The organism is Variovorax sp. 770b2, from assembly GCF_900115685.1.
Classification (GTDB): Bacteria; Pseudomonadota; Gammaproteobacteria; order Burkholderiales; family Burkholderiaceae_C; genus Variovorax.
The window spans coordinates 1-18,986 of sequence record NZ_FOXJ01000003.1 but is presented as its reverse complement, the minus strand read 5'-3'; the positions used below and the strand labels follow the sequence as shown (position 1 = coordinate 18,986).

Annotated in this window: 18 protein-coding genes; 11 read left to right on the top strand and 7 right to left on the bottom strand. The window is 68.7% G+C overall.

Going from position 1 to position 18,986, the window contains the following annotated elements; genetic code table 11:
• Nucleotides 1–18 precede the first annotated feature (18 nt).
• The 4 genes from BM133_RS19330 to BM133_RS19315 are packed head-to-tail and all read right to left on the bottom strand — an operon-like array spanning nucleotide 19 to nucleotide 3,467.
• Nucleotides 19–1,020 carry an Ldh family oxidoreductase gene (locus BM133_RS19330; protein WP_093437195.1) on the bottom strand — a complete coding sequence of 334 codons (1,002 nt, stop codon included), beginning with the start codon at nucleotides 1,018–1,020 and terminating at the stop codon, nucleotides 19–21.
• Nucleotides 1,017–1,946 (bottom strand): hydroxyacid dehydrogenase, encoded by a 930-nt coding sequence (locus BM133_RS19325; RefSeq protein ID WP_093437192.1) that lies wholly within the window; start codon nucleotides 1,944–1,946, stop codon nucleotides 1,017–1,019. Before BM133_RS19325 ends, BM133_RS19330 begins: the two co-directional genes overlap by 4 nt.
• 7 nt (nucleotides 1,947–1,953) lie before the next feature.
• Nucleotides 1,954–3,129, bottom strand: coding sequence for a UxaA family hydrolase (locus tag BM133_RS19320; protein ID WP_093437190.1), 1,176 nt, complete (start codon nucleotides 3,127–3,129; stop codon nucleotides 1,954–1,956).
• 56 nt (nucleotides 3,130–3,185) lie between these two features.
• Nucleotides 3,186–3,467, bottom strand: coding sequence for a UxaA family hydrolase (locus BM133_RS19315; RefSeq protein WP_093437187.1), 282 nt, complete (start codon nucleotides 3,465–3,467; stop codon nucleotides 3,186–3,188).
• 126 nt (nucleotides 3,468–3,593) lie between these two features.
• Here BM133_RS19315 and BM133_RS19310 point away from each other — a divergent pair, with 126 nt between their 5' ends.
• On the top strand, nucleotides 3,594–4,364 hold the full coding sequence (locus BM133_RS19310) for a GntR family transcriptional regulator (protein WP_093438194.1): 771 nt from the start codon (nucleotides 3,594–3,596) through the stop codon (nucleotides 4,362–4,364).
• Nucleotides 4,365–4,373: 9 nt separating this feature from the next.
• Here the strand turns inward: BM133_RS19310 and BM133_RS19305 are convergent, their stop codons facing one another.
• Entirely contained in the window at nucleotides 4,374–5,306 is a 933-nt protein-coding gene (locus tag BM133_RS19305) for a LysR family transcriptional regulator (protein WP_093437185.1), read from the bottom strand.
• 83 nt (nucleotides 5,307–5,389) lie between these two features.
• On the opposite strand from BM133_RS19305, the gene BM133_RS19300 reads away from it, so the two are divergent.
• Genes BM133_RS19300 through BM133_RS19290 form a run of 3 tightly spaced genes read left to right on the top strand, consistent with a single transcriptional unit; the run spans nucleotide 5,390 to nucleotide 10,000 of the window.
• Nucleotides 5,390–8,326, top strand: a complete 2,937-nt coding sequence (locus BM133_RS19300; protein ID WP_093437182.1) for a molybdopterin oxidoreductase family protein — start codon at nucleotides 5,390–5,392, stop codon at nucleotides 8,324–8,326.
• Complete coding sequence (locus BM133_RS19295) at nucleotides 8,323–9,063, top strand: 4Fe-4S dicluster domain-containing protein (protein ID WP_256219269.1); 741 nt, start codon at nucleotides 8,323–8,325, stop codon at nucleotides 9,061–9,063. The genes BM133_RS19300 and BM133_RS19295 overlap by 4 nt, the downstream gene beginning before the upstream one ends.
• Before the next feature lie 4 nt (nucleotides 9,064–9,067).
• On the top strand, nucleotides 9,068–10,000 hold the full coding sequence (locus BM133_RS19290) for a dimethyl sulfoxide reductase anchor subunit family protein (RefSeq protein WP_093437180.1): 933 nt from the start codon (nucleotides 9,068–9,070) through the stop codon (nucleotides 9,998–10,000).
• Between the two features lie 68 nt (nucleotides 10,001–10,068).
• On the opposite strand, the gene BM133_RS19285 is transcribed toward BM133_RS19290, so the two are convergent.
• Together BM133_RS19285 and BM133_RS19280 are read right to left on the bottom strand one after the other, a co-directional pair.
• Nucleotides 10,069–10,998 carry an SMP-30/gluconolactonase/LRE family protein gene (locus BM133_RS19285; protein ID WP_093437177.1) on the bottom strand — a complete coding sequence of 310 codons (930 nt, stop codon included), beginning with the start codon at nucleotides 10,996–10,998 and terminating at the stop codon, nucleotides 10,069–10,071.
• A gap of 45 nt (nucleotides 10,999–11,043) precedes the next feature.
• On the bottom strand, nucleotides 11,044–11,967 hold the full coding sequence (locus BM133_RS19280; protein ID WP_093437175.1) for a LysR family transcriptional regulator: 924 nt from the start codon (nucleotides 11,965–11,967) through the stop codon (nucleotides 11,044–11,046).
• A 134-nt stretch (nucleotides 11,968–12,101) separates the two neighbouring features.
• Here BM133_RS19280 and BM133_RS19275 point away from each other — a divergent pair, with 134 nt between their 5' ends.
• The 7 genes from BM133_RS19275 to BM133_RS19245 form a co-directional block, all read left to right on the top strand.
• The gene (locus tag BM133_RS19275; protein ID WP_093437172.1) at nucleotides 12,102–12,548 is read left to right on the top strand and encodes a nuclear transport factor 2 family protein; all 447 of its coding nucleotides are present in this window, start codon (nucleotides 12,102–12,104) and stop codon (nucleotides 12,546–12,548) included.
• Nucleotides 12,549–12,553: 5 nt separating this feature from the next.
• Nucleotides 12,554–13,726, top strand: coding sequence for an iron-containing alcohol dehydrogenase family protein (locus BM133_RS19270; RefSeq protein ID WP_093437170.1), 1,173 nt, complete (start codon nucleotides 12,554–12,556; stop codon nucleotides 13,724–13,726).
• A 49-nt stretch (nucleotides 13,727–13,775) separates the two neighbouring features.
• Nucleotides 13,776–14,690: a TauD/TfdA dioxygenase family protein gene (locus BM133_RS19265; RefSeq protein WP_093437167.1), complete on the top strand. Its 915-nt coding sequence runs from the start codon at nucleotides 13,776–13,778 to the stop codon at nucleotides 14,688–14,690.
• A complete protein-coding gene (locus tag BM133_RS19260) occupies nucleotides 14,687–15,928 on the top strand; it encodes an alpha-hydroxy acid oxidase (protein ID WP_093437164.1) in 1,242 nt (413 codons plus the stop codon). Before BM133_RS19265 ends, BM133_RS19260 begins: the two co-directional genes overlap by 4 nt.
• 78 nt (nucleotides 15,929–16,006) lie before the next feature.
• The gene (locus BM133_RS19255; protein ID WP_177224882.1) at nucleotides 16,007–16,978 is read left to right on the top strand and encodes a Bug family tripartite tricarboxylate transporter substrate binding protein; all 972 of its coding nucleotides are present in this window, start codon (nucleotides 16,007–16,009) and stop codon (nucleotides 16,976–16,978) included.
• Nucleotides 16,979–16,980: 2 nt separating this feature from the next.
• Nucleotides 16,981–17,763, top strand: a complete 783-nt coding sequence (locus tag BM133_RS19250; RefSeq protein WP_093437159.1) for a fumarylacetoacetate hydrolase family protein — start codon at nucleotides 16,981–16,983, stop codon at nucleotides 17,761–17,763.
• A gap of 348 nt (nucleotides 17,764–18,111) precedes the next feature.
• On the top strand, nucleotides 18,112–18,986 hold an 875-nt coding region (locus tag BM133_RS19245), incomplete at its 3' end, for a type VI secretion system Vgr family protein (protein ID WP_143100156.1).

The window sequence follows — 18,986 nt, the reverse complement described above, 5'->3', positions numbered from 1 at the left end:
TGACGCTCTGCGGCGTCTCTACGCTCGCCACTGCGCGAGCAGCGCGTCGGGCACCTCGATGCCTTCGGCCTCGGCGCGACTTCGCAGGTCTTCGCGCCGCGCGCCGGGCAGGCGCACACCGTCGTCGCGCAGCATTTCGGCCACCAGCACCTCGACGCGGTCCAGGTAGCTCGCCGAACCCGCGAGCGCGCCGGGGTCGATGACGATGAAGGCCTGGCCGATGCGCGGCCGGTTGCCGGCGTCCTCGAAGAAGCTCGAGGCCTCGAAGCCGAACTGCGCGCCGATGAGCGCCGTGACCAGCAGCTCGACCACCAGCGCCAGCATCGCGCCCTTCGGGCTGCTCGCGGCGCCGATGGGCAGCATCGAGCCTTCGAGCGCGGCCTGCGCGTCGGTGGTCGGCTGGCCGTTGCGGTCCACGGCCCAGCCAAGCGGGATCGGCTTGCCCTGCCTGGCCGCGACCATGACCTTGCCGCGCGCTGCTTCGGAAAGGCTCAGGTCGATCATCAAGGGCAACGCCCTGCGGCGCGGGAACACCGCTGCCACCGGGTTGGTGCCGAAGATCGGATGACGCCCGCCCGCTGCCGGCATCGCGGCCGGAGAGTTCGCAAAGCCCAGGCCGACCATGCCCGCGTCGGCCACCGCGCGCAGGTGATCGACCACCACGCCGCAGTGGTGGCTGCCGGTCACGCCTGCGATGGCGATGCCGAAATCGCGCGCGCGGGCAATGGCTTCGGCCACCGCCATCTCGCAGGCGGCGAAGGCGAGGCCCTCGTGCGCGTCGATCAGCGCGGCAGCGCCTTTCTCGCGGCGCAGCGTGGGCACCGCATCGCCGTTGACGCGGCCATTGCGAAGGTGCGTGGCGTACTGGGCGACGCGGCCGAGGCCGTGCGAGCCCAGGCCTTGCGCCTCGGCCAGCACCAGTGCGCGCGCGGTGGCTGTGGCCATCGCGTCGTTGGCGCCGGCTTCGCGCAGGGTCTCGGCCACGACCTGCCGCGCTTCCTGAAGGCTCAGTGTCGTCATGGTTCCAGCGCCTCCAGCACCTTCTGCGCGATGAGGCTGCTCACGCGCTCGTTCGATTCGGCCGTCACGCCCGCGATGTGCGGTGTCAGCAGCAGGTTGGGGCAGCCCTCGAAGTGCGCGCTGGCCGCGAGCGGCTCGGCATCGAACACATCGAGCGCTGCGCCACCGAGCCGGCCTTCGCGCAGCGCGAGCGCCACCGCGGCCTCGTCGACGATGCCGCCGCGCGAGGTGTTGATCAACACGGCACCGCCCTTCATCGCGGCGATGCGCGCGGCGTTGAACAGGTTGCGCGTGCCATCGACCAGCGGCACGTGCAGGCTCACCACATCGGCTTGCGCTACCAGTTCATCGAGGTTGAGTGCTTGGGTGCCGTTCTCCGCGAACGCCGGATGGCTCGCATCGATCATCGCGTCGAAGGCCACCGTGCGCATGCCCAGCGCCTTCGCGAGCCGCGCCGTCAGTTGTCCGATCGCGCCGAAGCCGATCAGCCCGAGCGTCTTGCCCGACAGCTCGCGCCCGTTGGAGAGCGCGTTGCGCGGCCATCGGCCCGCGGCGACGTCGGTCGTCGAAGCATAGGCGCCGCGCAGCAGCAGCATCGCGCTCGCAATCACGTACTCCGCCACGCTCAGTGCATTCGCACCCGTGGCCGGAATCACGCGGATGCCGCGCGCCTCGCAGCCCGCCACGTCGATGTTGTCCAGCCCCACGCCCAGGCGGCCCACCACCGTGCACTGGGCCAGCGCATCGAGCAATTCGCCGCGCACCTGCGTGCGGTTGCGCACGACGAGGGCGTTGGCCCACTTGGCTTCGCGGAACAGGCGGGCGCCGTCGTCCACCAGGGCCACGTCGTAGAGAACGTCGTGCCGCACGCGCAGAAGCGCGACCGCGGCGGCGTCCATGAACTCCGCAATGACGATGCGCTTCATGGCGCGGTCAGGCCGATTCGTACAAGCGCGTCATCACGAACTCGCGGTGCCCCAGCGCCTCGGCCGCGGTGAGCCGGCCGTTGGCGGTGCGCAGCATGCATTCGAGCAGCTGGTCGCCGGCCTGGTCGAGCGTCATCTCGCGCTGCAGGAGGCCCGAGGTGTCCACGTCGACGTGCTCGCTCATGAGGCGCACGGTGCGCGGGTTCGCGCAGATCTTGATGACCGGCAGGATCGGGTTGCCGATCACGTTGCCCTGGCCCGTGGGGAAGAAGTGCACCGCGTAGCCCGAGGCGGCGCACAGCGTCACCATCTCGGCCGCGGCGCTGGACGAATCCATGAACCACAGGCCCGGGCCGGTGGGCACCTCGGCCTTGTCGAGCACGCCGTCGACCAGGCACTTCTTGCCGATCTTCTGGATGTTGCCCAAGGCCTTTTCCTCGATGGTCGTGAGGCCCCCCGCGATGTTGCCCTTGGTGGGCTGAGAGTCGGAGAGGTCGCTGGTCTTGTGGCGGTTGATCATGTCCTGGTAGCGGTTGAACATGAACATGAAGCGCTCCTTCACGTCGGGCGTGCGGCAGCGGTCGGCCACGATGCGCTCGCCGCCGGTGATCTCGGAGGTTTCGCCGAACACCAGCGTGTTGCCGGTCTCGTAGAGCTTGTCGAAGGCGTTGCCCACGGTGGGGTTGGAGCCGCAGCCCGAGGTGGTGTCGCTCTCGCCGCACTTGGTGGAGACCCACAGCTCGTGGATGCCGCAGGGCTCGCGGCGCTTCTCGCTCGCGTTCTGCACGAACTCGCGCGCCACCTTGCTCGCGCGCAGGATGGTGTCGTGGTCGCCGTGGCCCTCGATGCCGAAGCCGGCCACCGGCTTGCCCGTGGCGGCGATGCCGTCGACCACCTTCTGCGTCCAGCTGTCCTCGATGCCGATGACCACGACGGCCGCCACGTTCGGGTTGCAGCCCGCGCCGATCAGCGTGCGGAAGTGCAGTTCCAGGTCGGCGCCGAACTGCAGGCGACCGTAGGGGTGCGGAATGGCGAGGGCGCCCTTGATGTTGTGGGCCACCGCCTCGGCGGCCGCATTGGAGAGGTCGTCCAGCGGCAGGATGATGACGTGGTTGCGCACGCCGACGCGGCCGTTTTCGCGGCGGTAGCCGAGGAAGGTGGTGTCTTTGGAAATGATGGACATGCTGTGCTTTCGGATTCGTGGGTGATGAAGGTTGGCGAAGCGCGAGGGGCGGGTGCTTACCAGCGCTTGGTCTTGATGTTCTGGACGTGCGCGTGCTCGCCCGCCTTGATCGGCGCGACCACCTTGCCCATGTCGATGCCGTACTTCCACACCGTGTCGCCGGTGGCCATGTCCCTGAGCGCGACCTTGTGGCCGATCGGGATGTCCTGGCGCGCATCGACGCTGGTCATCCGGTCCTCGTCCATGATCCAGCCGGTGAGCGACATGCCGGCCTTGACGCCTTCCACCACCACGACCGCGACCGTGTCCTTGGCGTCGTGCAGAACGAAATGAATCATCGTTGTCTCCTGTTGTGACTCGCTGAGAATTTGCAGCCGGGCCAGTGTCCGAGTGCGTGTCTCCGGGTGTCAAACAGGTCATATGGATGACTTGAATGAATCGCGATGCGGCTGAACAATCGCGCCATGCCGCGCCCGACCGATCCTTCCGTGTTCGAACCGATTCCCGCCGACGCCGCGGGCGCGCCGCTCTATCGGTTGGTCAAGCGCTCGCTGCTGCGCGCCATCGAGTCAGGGCGCTGCGCGGCCGGCAGCACGCTGCCGAGCGAAAGCGAACTGGCGGCGGCGCTCGGTGTATCGATCGGCACGCTGCGCCATGCGACCGACGACCTGGTGGCCGAGCACATCCTCGTGCGGCGACAGGGGCGCGGCACTTTCGTTGCGGTGCACAACGCGGACCGCTTCATGTTCCAGTTCTTCCACGTGGAGCGCAGCGATGGCCTCCGGCAAGCGCCGCAAGTGGAGTTCGTGGCCTTCGAGCGCGTGCGCATGGAAGAAGAGCCCGCGCAGGCGCTGGGCCTTCGCACCGGCGAGCCGGCCATCCAGATCGACAACCGCCTGCTGCTGCAGGGCAGGGCGGTGATCCACGACCGGCTCACGCTGCCGGCGCTGCTCTTCAAGGGCCTGACCGAGAAGCGCTTTCGCGAGCGGCCGAGCACCATCTACCACCTCTACCAAACCGAGTTCGGCATCACCGTGACGCTGGCGCGCGAACGCGCCCGTGCGATGACGGCCGACCGCAGCGTGGTGCGCATCCTCGGCGTGGCACCGGGCGCGCCGGTGATGGAGGTGCGGCGCACCGCGCTCACCTTCGGCGACAAGCCGGTGGAGTACCGCGTGTCGACCATCAACACGGCGCAGTACGAATACGTGCACCTGCTGTCGCGGCCGGCCTGACCGCGCTGGCTAGCGCGCAGCCGGCATGCGCGGCACGGTCGCGCCGCAATGCCGAAGGAAATCGGCGGTCGCGCGGCCCAGCAGCTTGTCGCGGTGCATCACCGTTGCAAGCCTGCGCATGCCCGCAGGCAGCCGGGTGCGCAGTTCGACGAGGTGCCCGTCTTCCAGCGCCTGCGCCACCGTGTAGCGCGAGAGGCAGGCCAGGCCCGTGCCCGAGGCCACCACGCGCTTGATCGCCTCGGTGCTGCCGAGCTCGAAGCCCACGCGCACCTGTTCCAGGTTCTGGATCAGCCAGGCATCGGTGACCTGCCGCGTGCCCGAGCCCAGTTCCCTCAAAACCCAGGTGGCCTGCGAGAGCTGGCGGTGCGTGGCGATGCGCCTCGCGAGCGCATGGCCCGGCGCGGCGACGATGACCAGCTCGTCTTCGCGCCAAGCGCGCACCACGAGGTCGGGGTGCGTTTGCGGCCCTTCGATGAAACCGACATCCACCTCGAAGCCCGCCACCGCCTCGATCACGTCGCGCGTGTTCGCGATGTGCAGGTGCACCTGGCTTTGAGGATGCAGCGCGGTCCACTGCGACACGCGCTCGGGCAGCAGGTATTCGCCGATGGTGAAGCTGGCCGCCACGCGCAGCGGCGCCGCATGTTCGCCGCTGAAGAGCGCCTGCACCTCGCTGGCCTGGTCGAGCAGGGCCTGCGCCTTGGGGAGCAGCGCGCGGCCGTTTTCGTTGAGCACCAGCCGCCGGCCGATGCGGTCGAACAGCAGCGCGCCGACCGAGGTTTCCAGATCGGCCAGCGCGCTGCTCGCGGCCGATTGCGAGCGCGCGACCCGGTCGGCCGCCGCGCGGGTGCTGCCGCCCCGCGCAGTGGCCACGAACACTTCGAGCTGGCGCAGGTTGAGGCGCAGCCGCTGCGGGGATTGCTGATCTGTTTTTCCGGTCATGGTGAGCGATATTCTCCGCTTTTCCGATTGATGGCGGCTCCCTAACATCGGCACGGCCCCCGCTTGAAAACAAAGGACCGCCAGTGTTCAGTTTCCTCTCCCGAGAACCCGTGCACGACCCGCTCACCGCGCCGACGCCCACGGCGGACACCGAGGTCAAGACCACCACCTGCTACATGTGCGCCTGCCGCTGCGGCATCCGCGTGCACCTGCGGGAAGGCGAGAAGGGCCCCGAGGTGCGCTACATCGACGGCAACCCGGACCACCCGCTGAACCAGGGCGTGATCTGCGCCAAGGGCTCCTCGGGGATCATGAAGCAGGTGTCGCCCGCGCGCATCACGCAGCCGCTGCTGCGCAAGGCCGGCAGCGAGCGCGGGGCGGGGGAGTTCGAGCCCATCAGCTGGGAGCGTGCCTTCGACATGCTGACCGAGCGGCTCGGCAAGATCCGCGCGACCGACCCGAAGAAGTTCGCGCTCTTCACGGGGCGCGACCAGATGCAGGCGCTCACCGGCCTCTTCGCGCGCCAGTTCGGCACGCCCAACTACGCGGCGCACGGCGGCTTCTGCTCGGTCAACATGGCCGCGGGAATGATCTACACCATCGGCGGCAGCTTCTGGGAGTTCGGCGGGCCCGACCTGGAGCGCGCCAAGCTGTTCGTGATGATCGGCACGGCCGAAGACCACCACAGCAATCCGATGAAGATCGCGATCAGCAAGTTCAAGCGCGCGGGTGGGCGCTTCATCTCGATCAACCCGGTGCGCACGGGCTACTCGGCGATTGCGGACGAGTGGATTCCGATCAAGCCCGGCACCGATGGCGCGCTGTTCATGGCGCTGCTGCACGAACTGATCGGCAACGAGCTGGTGGACCATGCGTTCCTCAAGCGCTTCACCAATGCGCCGCAGCTCGTGGTGCTGGACGACTGCGAGCGCGAGGGCTTGTTCGCCTTCGATCCCGAGCGCGGCCCGCCCGGCGATGGGCGTCATCCACACAACAAGCTGGTGTGGGACAAGGCAAGCGGCAGCGTGAAGCCTGCGTACCCCGAGGGCATCGCCGATGGGTGCGATCCGGCGCTCGAAGGGCACTACACGCTGGACGACGGCACGCGCGTGGCGCCGTCGTTCCAGCTGCTGCGCGAGCGCGTGGCGCTCTGCACGCCCGAGTGGGCGCAGGCCATCACCGGCATCGACGCGGCGCGCATCCGCAAGCTCGCCCGCGAGATGGGCGAGACGGCGCTCAAGCAGGCCTTCGAGATGCCGATTCCATGGACCGATGCCTGGGGCAAGAAGCACCCGACCACGCAGGCGCGGCCCGTGGCCTTTCATGCGATGCGCGGATTGGCGGCGCATTCCAACGGCTTTCAGACGGTGCGCGCCCTCGCGGTGCTGATGAGCGTGCTCGGCACCATCGATGCACCCGGCGGCTTTCGCCACAAGGCGCCGTATCCGCGCCACATCGTGCCCAACTACCGGGCCTTCAACGACCCCGGAATGATCCAGCCGAACACGCCGCTCAATGCCGCGCCGCTGGGTTTTCCGGCGAGCCCCGACGAACTGGCGATCAACCCCGACGGCTCGCCGATCCGCATCGACCATGCGTTCTCGTGGGAACACCCGCTGTCGGCGCACGGGCTCATGCACAACGTGATCACCAACGCGGTGAAGGGCGACCCCTACCGCATCGACACGCTGATGATCTTCATGGCCAACATGGCGTGGAATTCGAGCATGAACACCATGGGTGTGCGCGAGATGCTCAACCGCAAGGACGAGAAGGGCGAGCACATGATTCCCTTCCTGGTGGTGTGCGACGCCTTCCAGAGCGAGACCGTGGCCTTCGCCGACCTCGTGCTGCCCGACACCACGTACCTGGAGCGGCACGATGTGATGGGCATGCTCGACCGGCCGATCTCGGAGTTCGACGGACCGGTCGATTCGGTGCGCGTGCCGGTGGTGCCGCCAACGGGGGAGTGCAAGCCCTTCCAGGAGGTGCTGATCGAGCTGGCGTCGCGGCTGAAGTTTCCGGCTTTCACCACGCCCGAGGGCGGGCGCAAGTACACCGGGTATCCGGATTTCGTCGTCAACTTCGAGCCGCAGCCGGGCATCGGTTTTCTGATGGGCTGGCGCGGCAAGGACGGCACCGAGCATCTGCGCGGCGCACCGAATCCGAAGCAGTGGGAGGCCTATGCAGAGAACAATTGCGTGTTCCAGTACCACATGCCCGAGACCATGCACTACATGCGCAACTGGAACCGGGAGTACCTGGACTTCGCGAAGGACAAGGGTTGGCGCCAGCGCAACGATCCGGTTCAACTGGCGCTGTACTCCGACACGCTGCAGAGCTTTCGCCTGGCGGCGCAGGGCAAGAGCGCAGGGCGGCAGCCGCCCGATGCGCTGCGCGAGCGCATCGACACCTACTTCGATCCGCTGCCGTTCTGGTATCCGCCGCTCGAGGAAGCCGCGACCGACCTGGAGGCCTATCCGCTCAACGCGCTCACGCAGCGGCCGATGGCGATGTACCACTCGTGGGATTCGCAGAACGCGTGGCTCCGGCAGATCCACAGCCACAACTACCTGCATGTGAATCCGCTCACCGCCGAGGCCGCGGGCATCGCGGATGGCGGCTGGTGCTGGGTCGAGAGCCAGTGGGGCAAGGTGCGCTGCATGCTGCGCTACAGCGAGGCGGTGGAACCGGGCACGGTGTGGACCTGGAATGCGATCGGCAAGGCCGATGGCGCTTGGCAACTGGCGCCCGGCTCGGACGAGGCGCGCAAGGGCTTCCTGCTCAACCACCTGATCAGCGAGGAGCTGCCGTGCGAAGGCACCGCGAGCGGCCGCATCAGCAACTCCGACCCGATCACCGGGCAGGCCGGCTGGTACGACGTGCGCGTGCGCATACGGCCGGCCGAACCCGGCGAGCCTGAAGAGACCTTTCCGCAGATCGCGAGCATGCCGAGTACGCCCGGCGTGCTGGGCAAGGCGGCGAGTGTGTTGACCTACTTTGCGGGGCGCCGGAAATGATGCAATGGCTGAAAGACCTGATGGGTGGCGGCGCCGCCAGCGCCAGCTTTGCAGAGAGCCAGCCGAGCCTGCGCGCGGAGCAGGGCGAGACACTCGCCAAGCAGCTCGCCCTGGTCATCGACCTGAACGTCTGCGTCGGCTGCCACGCCTGCGTCACCTCGTGCAAGCAATGGAACACCTCCGGCAGCGCCGGCCCGCTCGCCGACGAGCGGCCCTATGCCGCCAACCCGACCGGCACCTTCTTCAACCGCGTGCAGACCTACGAGGCCGGCGCCTTTCCGGCGACCGAGACGGTGCACCTCCCCAAGAGCTGCCTGCACTGCGAAGACCCGCCCTGCGTGCCCGTGTGCCCCACGGGCGCGAGCTACAAGCGCAAGGAAGACGGCATCGTGCTGGTCGACTATGACAAGTGCATCGGCTGCAAGTACTGCGCCTGGGCCTGCCCCTACGGCGCGCGCGAGCTCGACGAAGAACGCCAGGTCATGACCAAGTGCACGCTCTGTGTCGATCGCATCTACGACGAGCTGCTGCCCAAGGAAGACCGCAAGCCCGCCTGCGTGAAGGCGTGCCCCACGGGCGCGCGGCTCTTCGGCGATGTGAAGGACCCGGACTCCGAGGTGTCGAAGGCCATTCGCGAACGCGGCGGCTACCAGCTGATGCCCGAGTGGGAAACGAACCCGGCCAACCAGTACCTGCCGCGCCGCATCACGCAGTCGACGACCGACGCACAGGGATAACGGCATGCATCCCGCGTTCTCCATTCTTTTCTTCACCACGCTGTCCGGTGCGGCGCAGGGGCTGGTGTTCACGCTCGCGCTGGCCGTGCTGTTCGGCCTTGGGGTCGCACCCGGTTTCCTGACGCTGGCCCTCGGCGTCGCCGAGGTGCTGCTCGTGGCCGGTCTCGCGGCTTCGTTCATGCACCTGGGCCGCAAGACGCGCGCATGGCGCGCGGTGCTGATGTGGCGCACCTCGTGGATGTCGCGCGAGGTGATCGTGCTGCCGGGCTTCATCGCGCTGGTGGCACTGTGGTGGTTGTCGCTGCGCTTCGGTGCGGGCGCGCCATGGTCGTGGCTGCTGCCTGTGCTGGTGCTCTTCGGCGCGGTCGCGCTCTGGTACTGCACCGCGATGATCTATGCGTGCCTGCGCTTCATCCAGGAGTGGGCGCATCCGCTGACCATCGTCAACTTCACGCTGATCGGGTTGTCGTCGGGGCTGGTGCTGGCGTGCGCGATGGCGGCGCTGGCCGGCGAGGCGCGCTTCGTGCAGGTCTTCGGCCCGTGCGCGCTCGTCGCCACGCTGGCGGCGTGGGCCGCGCGTGGACAAGCGTTGCGGCGCAACGCGGGCATTCGTCACAAGTCGACGCTGCAATCGGCCACGGGCATCCGCACCGAGAAGCTGGTGCAGAAGTCGATGGGCATGTCGGCCGGCTCGTTCAACACGCGCGAGTTCTTCCATGGCGCGTCGCTGGCGGCGCTGAAGAACATCAAGCTTGGCTTCCTGCTGCTGGCCTTTGCATTGCCCGCGGTGCTGCTGGTGTGGGGCCTCGCGAGTGCGGCCATGCTGCCCTGGCTGCTCGCGGTGCTGGTGCAGGCGCCGGGCCTCCTGGCCGAGCGCTGGTTTTTCTTTGCACAGGCCAAGCACCCGCAGAACCTGTACTACCAGGTCGTGTCCTGATGAAACCGCCACAGCGCCAGGGTTAGCACGCTGGTTCGGGGTCGCACGCTGACGCGCACTCCGACCTTTCAGGCTTCGAAGTTCAGCGCAAGGCCCGGCGTCGGCCAGTCGTCGATCGCGATCAACCGGCCGCTGCCCGAGAGCGTGACGTAGGCAGTTCGTCGTTCGCGTCCGCCGAAGCAGATGTTGGTGGTGTAGCGGTCGGGCAAGGGCACGTGCTCGACCGTGCTGCCATCGGGCGCGACGATGCTGATGCCGCCATGCAGCAGCGTCGCCACGCAGAGGTTGCCGAGCGCATCGACGGCCATGGAGTCGAAGCGCTGGTAGTGCCCGCCCGGCGAGGCGCACAGCATGCGGCCGCCATGCGGCGAAGGCCAGCCGTCCTTGCGCACGCGGCCGGGTGCGGTGATGTCGAAGGCCCAGACGCGCGCGCCTTCGGTCTCGGCGTAGTAGAGCGTGTTGCCGTCGGGCGAGAGCGCGATGCCGTTGGGCGTCATCACCGGCCGCGCGATCGCGCGGGCGGCGCTGCCATCGCTGTGGCCGTAGAAGAGGCCGCCGCGGTCCATGTCGCGCTCGCGTGTCTTGCCCAGGTCGGTGAAGTAGAAGCCGCCGTGGGTGTCGAACACGATGTCGTTGGGGCCGCAGAGCGCGCCGTGCTCGACGGTGTCGTACAGCCGCTCGACGTGGCCGGTCGCGAGGTTCACGCGCTCGATGCGGCCGCCTGAATAGTCCTCGGCCTGGCCCACGGGACGGTGGCAGCCGTCGGCCTCGGTGTGCCATTTGAAGCCGCCGTTGTTGCACACGTAGACCGCGCCATCAGGCCCGATGGCCGCGCCGTTCGGGCCACCGCCCAGGTCGGCCACCACCTGCACCAGCCCGTCGTGCCGCACGCGCGTGAGCGTGCCCCGCGCGATCTCGACCAGCAGCACGGAGCCGTCGTCCATGGCGATCGGGCCTTCGGGGAATTGCAGGCCGGTGGCGAGTTCGCGGATTTGCATGGGGGCTCCTTGCGGCTACTTCTTGCCGTGCGCCATTCTGTGACTTCACGCCGTTGGCGGAAAGCGCGGCGCAGCCCACTCGGGCGGGCTGCGCGACCATTCCTTCAAGAACTCCAGCAGATGCCGCACCCGTGCCGGCATGTTGCGGCGCGTGGAGAACACCACGTTGATCACCATCGCCTCGGGCACGCAGCCGGGCAGCAGCGCTTCGAGCGTGCCCGCGCGCAGCTCCTCGGACACCATGTAGTGCGGGTGCACCGAAATGCCCGCGCCCTGCAGCGCCGCCTGCTTCAACGCATCGCCCAGGTTGGAGCGCACGGTGCCGCGCACGCGAACCTCCTGCCGCACGGGGCCCTCGAAGCGCCATACGCCCGCGCCCGACTTGACCGTGTGCACAAGGCAGTTGTGATGCACGAGGTCCGTCGCCTTCGCGGGCCGGCCGTGCGCGCGCAGGTACGAGGGCGCGGCCACCACCACCTGCGGCGACACCAGCAGCGGCTGCGCCACGTAGCTCGCGTCCTCCAGCGACGCGGCGATGCGGATCGACAGGTCCAGCGCCTCGGCCACGAGGTCCGAGCGGCCGTCGTCGTGCACCACCGTGACCTCGATGTCGGGATAGCGCCGCGTGAACTCGGCCATCAGCCGCATGAGGTGATAGGCGCCGAACGAGGGTGGCGTGCCCACGCGGATCGCACCGCGCGGCAGGTGCACCGCGTCGCGCACCTCGCTCTCGATCGCGTCGTAGCGCTCGAGCAATTCGCGCCCCGATGCCAGCACGCGCGCACCAGCCTCGGTCAGCGCGACCTGCTTGGATGTGCGCTTGAGCAACTGCGCGCCCATCGACGCCTCGAGCCAGGCCACGTGCTTGGTGATGGTCGCGCGGGAGAGCGACAACTGCGTGGCGGCCCGCAGGAAGCTGCCGCAGCGCGCCACTTCGCTGAACACCTGAAGGCAGCGCAAACGGTCCATGGATTGTCTTTCAAGGTTTCGAAACAGGAAACCATGGATTGTCGAACAGGGTGACCCAAGCGGCAACCTCGCTCCTAGACTTGGGTGGAACGCCGAGGCAAGCCTTCCAAGGGCAGGGCGAATTGAAACAAAAGATGAACATCACCGAATCTTCCGCGGCCGGCGTGCTGCCGGCGCTGGCGCAGCAACTGCACCGCTTCTTCCATCACCTGGACGAGCGCCGCTACGCGCCGATGCTCGAACTCTTCACCGACGACTGCCGCTGGCTGCGCCAGGGCCAGTGGCTCGACGGCAAGGCAGCGGTGCGCGACGCGCTCGATGCGCGGTCCGCGGCCTTCGACACCCGCCATGTGATGAGCAACGCCTTCGTGAGCGCGCTGTCGCCGGACGCAGCGACCGCCGTGCTGCAGGCCAGCATGACCGCCTACCGCTACCCGGCCGGCCAGGGCGATGACGCGGTGCCGACGATCGCCGGCCCGTTTCGCTTCAACCTCGTGACGACCACCTTCCGCCTCGTGGCGGGGCAGGGCTGGCGCATCGCCGAGCAACGCATGGTGGCGGCCTTCGCCTTCGCGCAATGACCGCAATGACGAATCTGCCCGCATTGCCCGCCGGGTTCCAGCACCGCAGCCCGGCGACGCGGCTCGTGCTTCGCGAAGGCGCGGTCGCGAGCCTGTGCGATGAACTGGCCGCGCTCGGCATCGCGCGGCCGATGCTGCTGTCGGGGGCGCGCACCCGCACATCGGATCTGTTCGTCGGTGCGATGCAGTCGATCGAAGGCACGTCGTTCGTGCTGGCCGAACCTGTGCCCGCGCATTCGAGCGTGCGCCTCGTCGAGCAGCTCGCGGCGCGGGCGTGCGCCGAAGGCGTCGACGGCCTGGTCGCCATCGGCGGCGGCAGCGCCTCGGACACCGCCAAGGCCGTCGCGCTGCTGATGGCCGAGGGCGGGCGGCTGGCCGACCATGCGGTGCGCTTCACGCCGCCCGCCACGCTGGTCGCGCCGCGGCTCGTGGCGCCCAAGCTGCCCATCGTCGCCATTCCGGGCACGGCCTCGGGCGCCGAGGTCACGGTGAGCCTCGGCGTGCGCGATGAGGACGGCGCCAAGCTCCTCTTCTCCGACATCCAGCTGGCCGCGCGGCTGGTGCTGATCGACCCGCGCGCCAACCTCGGCGTGCCCGCCGCACTGATGTGCGCGACCGGCATGAACGGCCTCGCGCACTGCATCGAGGGGCTCTATTCGCGCGAACGCTCGCCGTTGACCGAGACCATCGCGCTCGAGGCGATGGCGCGCTTCGCGACGGCGCTGCCGGCCGTGCACCGCGATCCGCAGGACGTGGCCGCGCGCGCCGCGCTGCTGTATGCGGCGCATCTCTCGGGGCTGGTGCTGGTGAATGCGCGCACTTGCCTGCACCACGCCATCTGCCATGCGATCGGCTCGGTCACCGGCGTGGGCCATGGCGATGCCAATGCAGTGATGCTGCCGCATGCGGTGGCGTTCAACGCCAACGCCGCCGCTCCGGCGCTCGCGCGTGCCGCCGCCGCACTCGGCGCTGGCCACGATGCCGCATCGCTCGTGGGCGCGATCCGCTCGCTGCAAGCCAGCATCGGCGTGCCCACCCGCCTGCGCGACATCGGCGTGCCGGACGGCGCGCTGGAGCGCATCGCCGCCAAGACGATGCGCGAGCGCGGCCTTTACTACAACCCGCGCCAGGTCGCCGATGCGGCCGAGGTGCGGGCCCTGCTCGACGCGGCGTATTGAGCGCACGTCCCTTCGCAACCTCCGCAACCTCCCGCCCCAGGAAACACGCATGACCCTTCGCATCATTCCCAGCGGCGCCACGCTCGGCGCGCGCATCGAGAACCTCGACCTTTCGCAGCCGCTGCCGGACGACGTGTTCGAGCAGCTGCTGCAGGCGCTCGGCCGCCATGGCGTGCTGAGCTACCCGAAGCAGGAGCTCACGGCCGCGCAGCTGCGCGCGTTCTCGGCGCGCTTCGGGCGTCTGGAGGTCAACGTGGCCGGTGCCTACCAGGAGTCGGGCCTGCCCGAGGTGATGGTGCTGTCGAACATCGTGGAGAACGGCAAGCCCATCGGCCTGTCCGACGCGGGGCAGGACTGGCACACCGACATGTCGTACAGCCACATGATCGCGTTCACCAACGTGCTCTACGGCATGAAGATTCCGCACCGCGACGGCCAGCCGCTGGGCAACACCGAGTTCTGCAACATGCACGCGGCCTGCGACGGCTTGCCGGAAGAATGGAAGCAGCGGCTCGACGGCATGACCGTGCTGCACGACTTCGACAAGTTCTGGGAAATGATGCGGCGCGAACGCGGCAGCACGCGCCCGCCGCTCACGCCCGCGCAGCGCGCGGCGAGACCGCCGGTGTCGCACCCGCTCTTTCTGCGGCACCCGATCACGGGGCGGCGCGTGCTCTATGCCAACCCCGGCTACGCAGTGCGCATCAACGAGATGGACGAGCGCGAGAGCGACGAAGCGCTCGAGTTCCTGTTCGCGCACCAGACCCAGCCGGCGTACCGCTACGCGCACCGCTGGCAGGTCGGCGACGTGCTGATGTGGGACAACATGGGCACCATCCACAACGCCATTCCCGATTACCGGCCCGATGAGCCTCGGCTCATCAAGCGCTGCCAGGTGATGGCCACGCGCTTCTTCCACGACGACGGCACGCCGCGCGAGGCGGCCGAGGCGCTGGGCGCATGACGGCGTGGCGCGCGCCGCGCAGGGTCGCGGATTGCTACTCGATCGCCGACCTGCGCGCGCTTGCGCGCCGCCGCCTGCCGCGCGCCGTGTTCGACTTCTACGACGGCGGCGCCGAGGACGAGCGCACGCTCGCCGCCAACGCGCAGGCCTATGCGCAATGGCGCTTCGCGCCACGCGTGCTGGTCGACGTGGCCGCCGCCTCGTCGGCCTGCGCCCTGCTCGGCGCAGCGGCCGGCATGCCCGCGGCCATCGCGCCGACGGGCGCGGCCGGTTTCGGCTGCCGCAATGCCGACCTGGCGCTCGCGACCGCGGCAGCGAAGCTGGGCATTCCATATACGTTGTCGAGCAGCGCCACCACCGCCATCGAGACCATCGCCACGCGCGCGCCGGGGCGCCACTGGTTCCAGGCCTACGTGCTGCGCAACCAGGACTTCTTCTGGCAGCTGATCGAACGCGCGCACCACGCCGACTACGAGGCGCTGGTCATCACCGTGGACCTGCCCGTGGGCGGCAAGCGCGAGCGCGACTTTCACAACCACTTCTCGATCCCGTTCCGCTTCTCGGCGCGCAACATGCTCGACTTCGCCTCGCGGCCGCGCTGGGCGCTCGACATGCTCGTGCGCGGCATGCCGGTGATGGAGAACCTGCGCGGGCTCGAAGCCGCCGCCACCAGCGCGACGGCCATCGCCTCGTCGGTCGGCCGCAGCTACGACCCTTCGTTCGACTGGGCTCGCCTGGCCCAGGTGCGCGACCGCTGGCCGCGCAAGCTCATCGTCAAGGGCGTGAGCCGCGGCGACGACGCGCAGCGCCTGGCGAAGATGGGCGTGGACGCCATCGTCGTGTCGAACCACGGCGGCCGCCAGCTCGACGGCGCCGTGGCCAGCCTGGAGGCACTGCCCGAGGTGCTGCGCGGCGTTGCGGGGCGCGTGCCCGTGCTGGTCGATGGCGGCATCCGGCGCGGCAGCGACATCGCCCGGGCGCTGGCGCTCGGCGCGCATGGCGTGCTGCTGGGCCGCGCGACGCTCTATGGCGCCGTGGCCGCAGGCGAGGAGGGCGCGCAGCGTGCGCTGGGCATCCTGCACGACGAACTGCTGCGCACCATGCGGCTGTGCGGCGCGCCTGGCGTGCAGCACCTCACGGCCGATCTGCTGCGGCCGGCCGGCGAGGCCGCGCCGCCCGAGCAGCCCGCGTGCCGCGAGCGCGTACCTGCACGCCACATCGAACCCGCGATTTCCTGACCCCTTGAAAGAGACAAAACCATGACGAGACAAACCCCGAGAAATAACCCGAGCGCTACCCCGAGAAGGCGCGTTGCATTGCGCGCCGCCACCCTCACCGTCGCCGCGCTGCTGGGCGTGGCGTCGCTCCCGGCGCGCGCCGACGGCACGTACCCCGACAAGCCCATCCGCCTGGTGGTCGGCTACAGCGCCGGCGGGCCCACCGACGTGCTCGCGCGCGTGCTGGGCCAGGACATCGGCGCGACGCTGGGGCAGTCGGTCATCGTCGACAACAAGGCGGGCGTCAACGGCAACATCGCCACCGAGTTCGTGCAGCGCGCCGCGCCCGATGGCTACACGCTCATCGTCAACACCATCTCGCACAACGTGAATCCGCTGCTGCAGCCCGCGCGCATCAAGTACGACCCGATCAAGGACTTCACGCCCATCAGCATGGTGGCCGTGCTGCCGCAACTGATCGTGGTGGCAGGCGACTCGCCCTACAAGACGCTGGACGACCTGGTGAAAAAGGCCAAGAGCAAGACCGACGCCGTGAGCTACGGCACCGCCGGCGTGGGCGGCTCGGCGCACCTGGCGGCCGCGTTGCTCGAGCAGAAGACCGGCACGCACATGAACCACATTCCGTTCAAGGGCAATGCGCCGGCACTGACCGAGGTGATGTCGGGCCGCGTCGACTTCATGTTCTTCCCGATGATCGGCGCGTCGGAGTACGTGACCAGCGGCAAGCTGCGCATCCTGGCCGTGACCACTGCCAAGCGCCACGCCGACTATCCGCAGGTGCCCACCACGGGCGAGCTCGGCTTTCCGGGCTTTGACGAGTACTCGCAGCCCATCGGCTTCATCGCGCCGGCCGGACTGCCCAAGCCGATCGCCGACAAGCTGGACAGCGCCATTGCCGCGGCGCTGGCCAAGCCCGCGCTGCAGGAGAGGCTGCGCTCGCTCGGCGCCGACGTGAAGCACCTGGGCCCCACCGAATACCGCGACTGGCTCGCCAAGGACCGCGCGCGCTGGGCCGAACTGATCCGCAGCGCGAACATCAAGGCGGAATAGGCATGCGCTGGATTCATTTCTCGGCGCCCGGCGCCGCTGCCGCCTACGGCATCCTGGAGGCCGACGACCGCATCCGCGAAGTGCGCGGCACGCCCTTCGGCACGCACGAGCCGACCGGGCGCACGCACCGGCTGGCCGACGTGAAGATCCAGGTGCCGCTCGTGCCGCGCACCTTCTACGCGGCCGGCCTCAACTACGTGAAGCACATCCGCGAATACGCCGAGCAGACCGGCAACCCCGTGGCCATTCCGCCGCAGGCCGACATCGGCTATCGCGCCGTCAACGCGCTGGTGGCGCATGAGGAGGCGGTGGTGATTCCGCCCGACGCGCAGCAGGTCGAGTACGAGGGCGAACTGGTGGTGGTGATCGGGCGCGAGGCCAAGGGCCTGAGCGAGGCCGATGCGCTCTCGTGCGTGCTGGGCTACACCATCGGCAACGACGTGAGCGAGCGGCTGTGGCAGGCCTCGGACCGCACCTTCTGGCGCTCGAAGAACTGCGACACCTTCAAGCCCATGGGGCCGTGGATCGAGACCGACTTCGACATCGATGCGGCCGAGACCACGGTGCGCGTCAACGGCAAAGTGCGCACGCATTTCCGCACCGGCGAGATGCTCTACGACATCCGCACCTTCATCAGCCGCATGACGCGCTACCTCACGCTGCACCCGGGCGATGTGATCTGGATGGGGACCGACGGCAAGTCGCCGCGCATCGTGGCGGGGGACACCGTGGAGGTGGAAATCTCCGGGCTGGGTCTGTTGCGCAATCGCTTTGTCGCCCGGTAGGGGTGAGGCTGCCGTGCCGCGGCACGCGGCGCTCTGTAGGGCTCGCCCCACAGTTATTTCGCGGCGATGCGGCGTTCGGTAATCTGAAAGTATCAGTGCAGCGCGGCCTTGCCCGCGCTGCACGCGCTTCGTCTTTGCAGAGGGGAATGCCCCGGATATCATTTGCAAACTGCGGCAGCCTACGGCTGTGCGCCGCGCGTTCGTGCAATAAATAAAGACAGCGAATCGGCCTGAGGTTTCGTTCATCCAAGGCCGGCAAAGACAAGAGCGACGAACAGCGCTGAAGGATCACGGGGGAGGCGCCGCGGCATGCGGCGGTGGATCGAGAGTCACAGGGGAGAGAAAAAAATGTCGGACTTCAACGCTGCGTCGCTGGGCGCGCAGCTGCGTTCGGGCGCAGCAGGCACTTTGCAGCGCGACCGGCTGCTGGTGCTGCACACGCCGCTGGGCGACAACAAGCTGCTGGCCGAAAGGCTGGACGGCATCGAGTCCCTGGACGACGGCGGCTTTCGCTTCGAGCTCACGGCGCTCAGCGACGACGCGCACATCGAGCTCAAGACGCTGATGGGCCAGGGCGTGCGCCTGGATCTGCAGACCGCACAGAGCCGCACTGACCTCCGCCCCTTCCACGGCCACGTGACCGAAGCCGAATGCGTATCGAGCAACGGCGGCATGGCGCGCTACCGCATCGTCATCGAACCGTGGCTCGCGTTCCTGCGGCATCGCCAGGACAGCTGCCTCTTCCAGCACCAGAGCGTGTTCGACATCGTCGATGCCGTGTTCGCGCGGTATCAAAGCCAGGGCAAGCTGGCTGTGCAGTGGCGCTGGGAGATCGCGCAGCGCGACATCTATCCGGTGCGCGGCATCACCACGCAGTACCACGAGAGCGACTTCGACTTCGTCGCACGCCTCCTGGCTGAAGAGGGCCTGTGCTACTGGTTCGAACACGCGACTGGCAAGGACGGCAACCTCGGCAGCCACACCCTCGTCATCGCCGACCACAACGGCGCCTTCCGCGCCAACACGCAAGCCACCATCCGCTTTCACCGCGCCGATGCGAGCGAGAGCGAAGACACCATCCAGCAATGGCGCGGCAGCCGCCAGTTGCAGACCAACAGCCTCGCGCAGCAGAGCTGGGACTACAAGAGCGTGAGCGCGAGGCCCGTGCAGCAGCAGAGCCGGGGCTCGGGATCGGGCGCAAGTGCGGGTGCAGGTGCATCGTC

Bases quoted from the DNA above. Each gene is read 5' to 3' on its own strand.
- BM133_RS19265 (WP_093437167.1), top strand. From the start codon at position 13,776: ATGACCCTTCGCATCATTCCCAGCGGCGCCACGCTCGGCGCGCGCATC.
- BM133_RS19275 (WP_093437172.1), top strand. From the start codon at position 12,102: ATGAACATCACCGAATCTTCCGCGGCCGGCGTGCTGCCGGCGCTGGCG.
- BM133_RS19250 (WP_093437159.1), top strand. From the start codon at position 16,981: ATGCGCTGGATTCATTTCTCGGCGCCCGGCGCCGCTGCCGCCTACGGC.
- BM133_RS19285 (WP_093437177.1), bottom strand. From the start codon at position 10,998: ATGCAAATCCGCGAACTCGCCACCGGCCTGCAATTCCCCGAAGGCCCG.
- BM133_RS19270 (WP_093437170.1), top strand. From the start codon at position 12,554: ATGACGAATCTGCCCGCATTGCCCGCCGGGTTCCAGCACCGCAGCCCG.
- BM133_RS19310 (WP_093438194.1), top strand. From the start codon at position 3,594: ATGCCGCGCCCGACCGATCCTTCCGTGTTCGAACCGATTCCCGCCGAC.
- BM133_RS19260 (WP_093437164.1), top strand. From the start codon at position 14,687: ATGACGGCGTGGCGCGCGCCGCGCAGGGTCGCGGATTGCTACTCGATC.
- BM133_RS19315 (WP_093437187.1), bottom strand. From the start codon at position 3,467: ATGATTCATTTCGTTCTGCACGACGCCAAGGACACGGTCGCGGTCGTG.
- BM133_RS19305 (WP_093437185.1), bottom strand. From the start codon at position 5,306: ATGACCGGAAAAACAGATCAGCAATCCCCGCAGCGGCTGCGCCTCAAC.
- BM133_RS19280 (WP_093437175.1), bottom strand. From the start codon at position 11,967: ATGGACCGTTTGCGCTGCCTTCAGGTGTTCAGCGAAGTGGCGCGCTGC.
- BM133_RS19325 (WP_093437192.1), bottom strand. From the start codon at position 1,946: ATGAAGCGCATCGTCATTGCGGAGTTCATGGACGCCGCCGCGGTCGCG.
- BM133_RS19320 (WP_093437190.1), bottom strand. From the start codon at position 3,129: ATGTCCATCATTTCCAAAGACACCACCTTCCTCGGCTACCGCCGCGAA.
- BM133_RS19295 (WP_256219269.1), top strand. From the start codon at position 8,323: ATGATGCAATGGCTGAAAGACCTGATGGGTGGCGGCGCCGCCAGCGCC.
- BM133_RS19290 (WP_093437180.1), top strand. From the start codon at position 9,068: ATGCATCCCGCGTTCTCCATTCTTTTCTTCACCACGCTGTCCGGTGCG.
- BM133_RS19330 (WP_093437195.1), bottom strand. From the start codon at position 1,020: ATGACGACACTGAGCCTTCAGGAAGCGCGGCAGGTCGTGGCCGAGACC.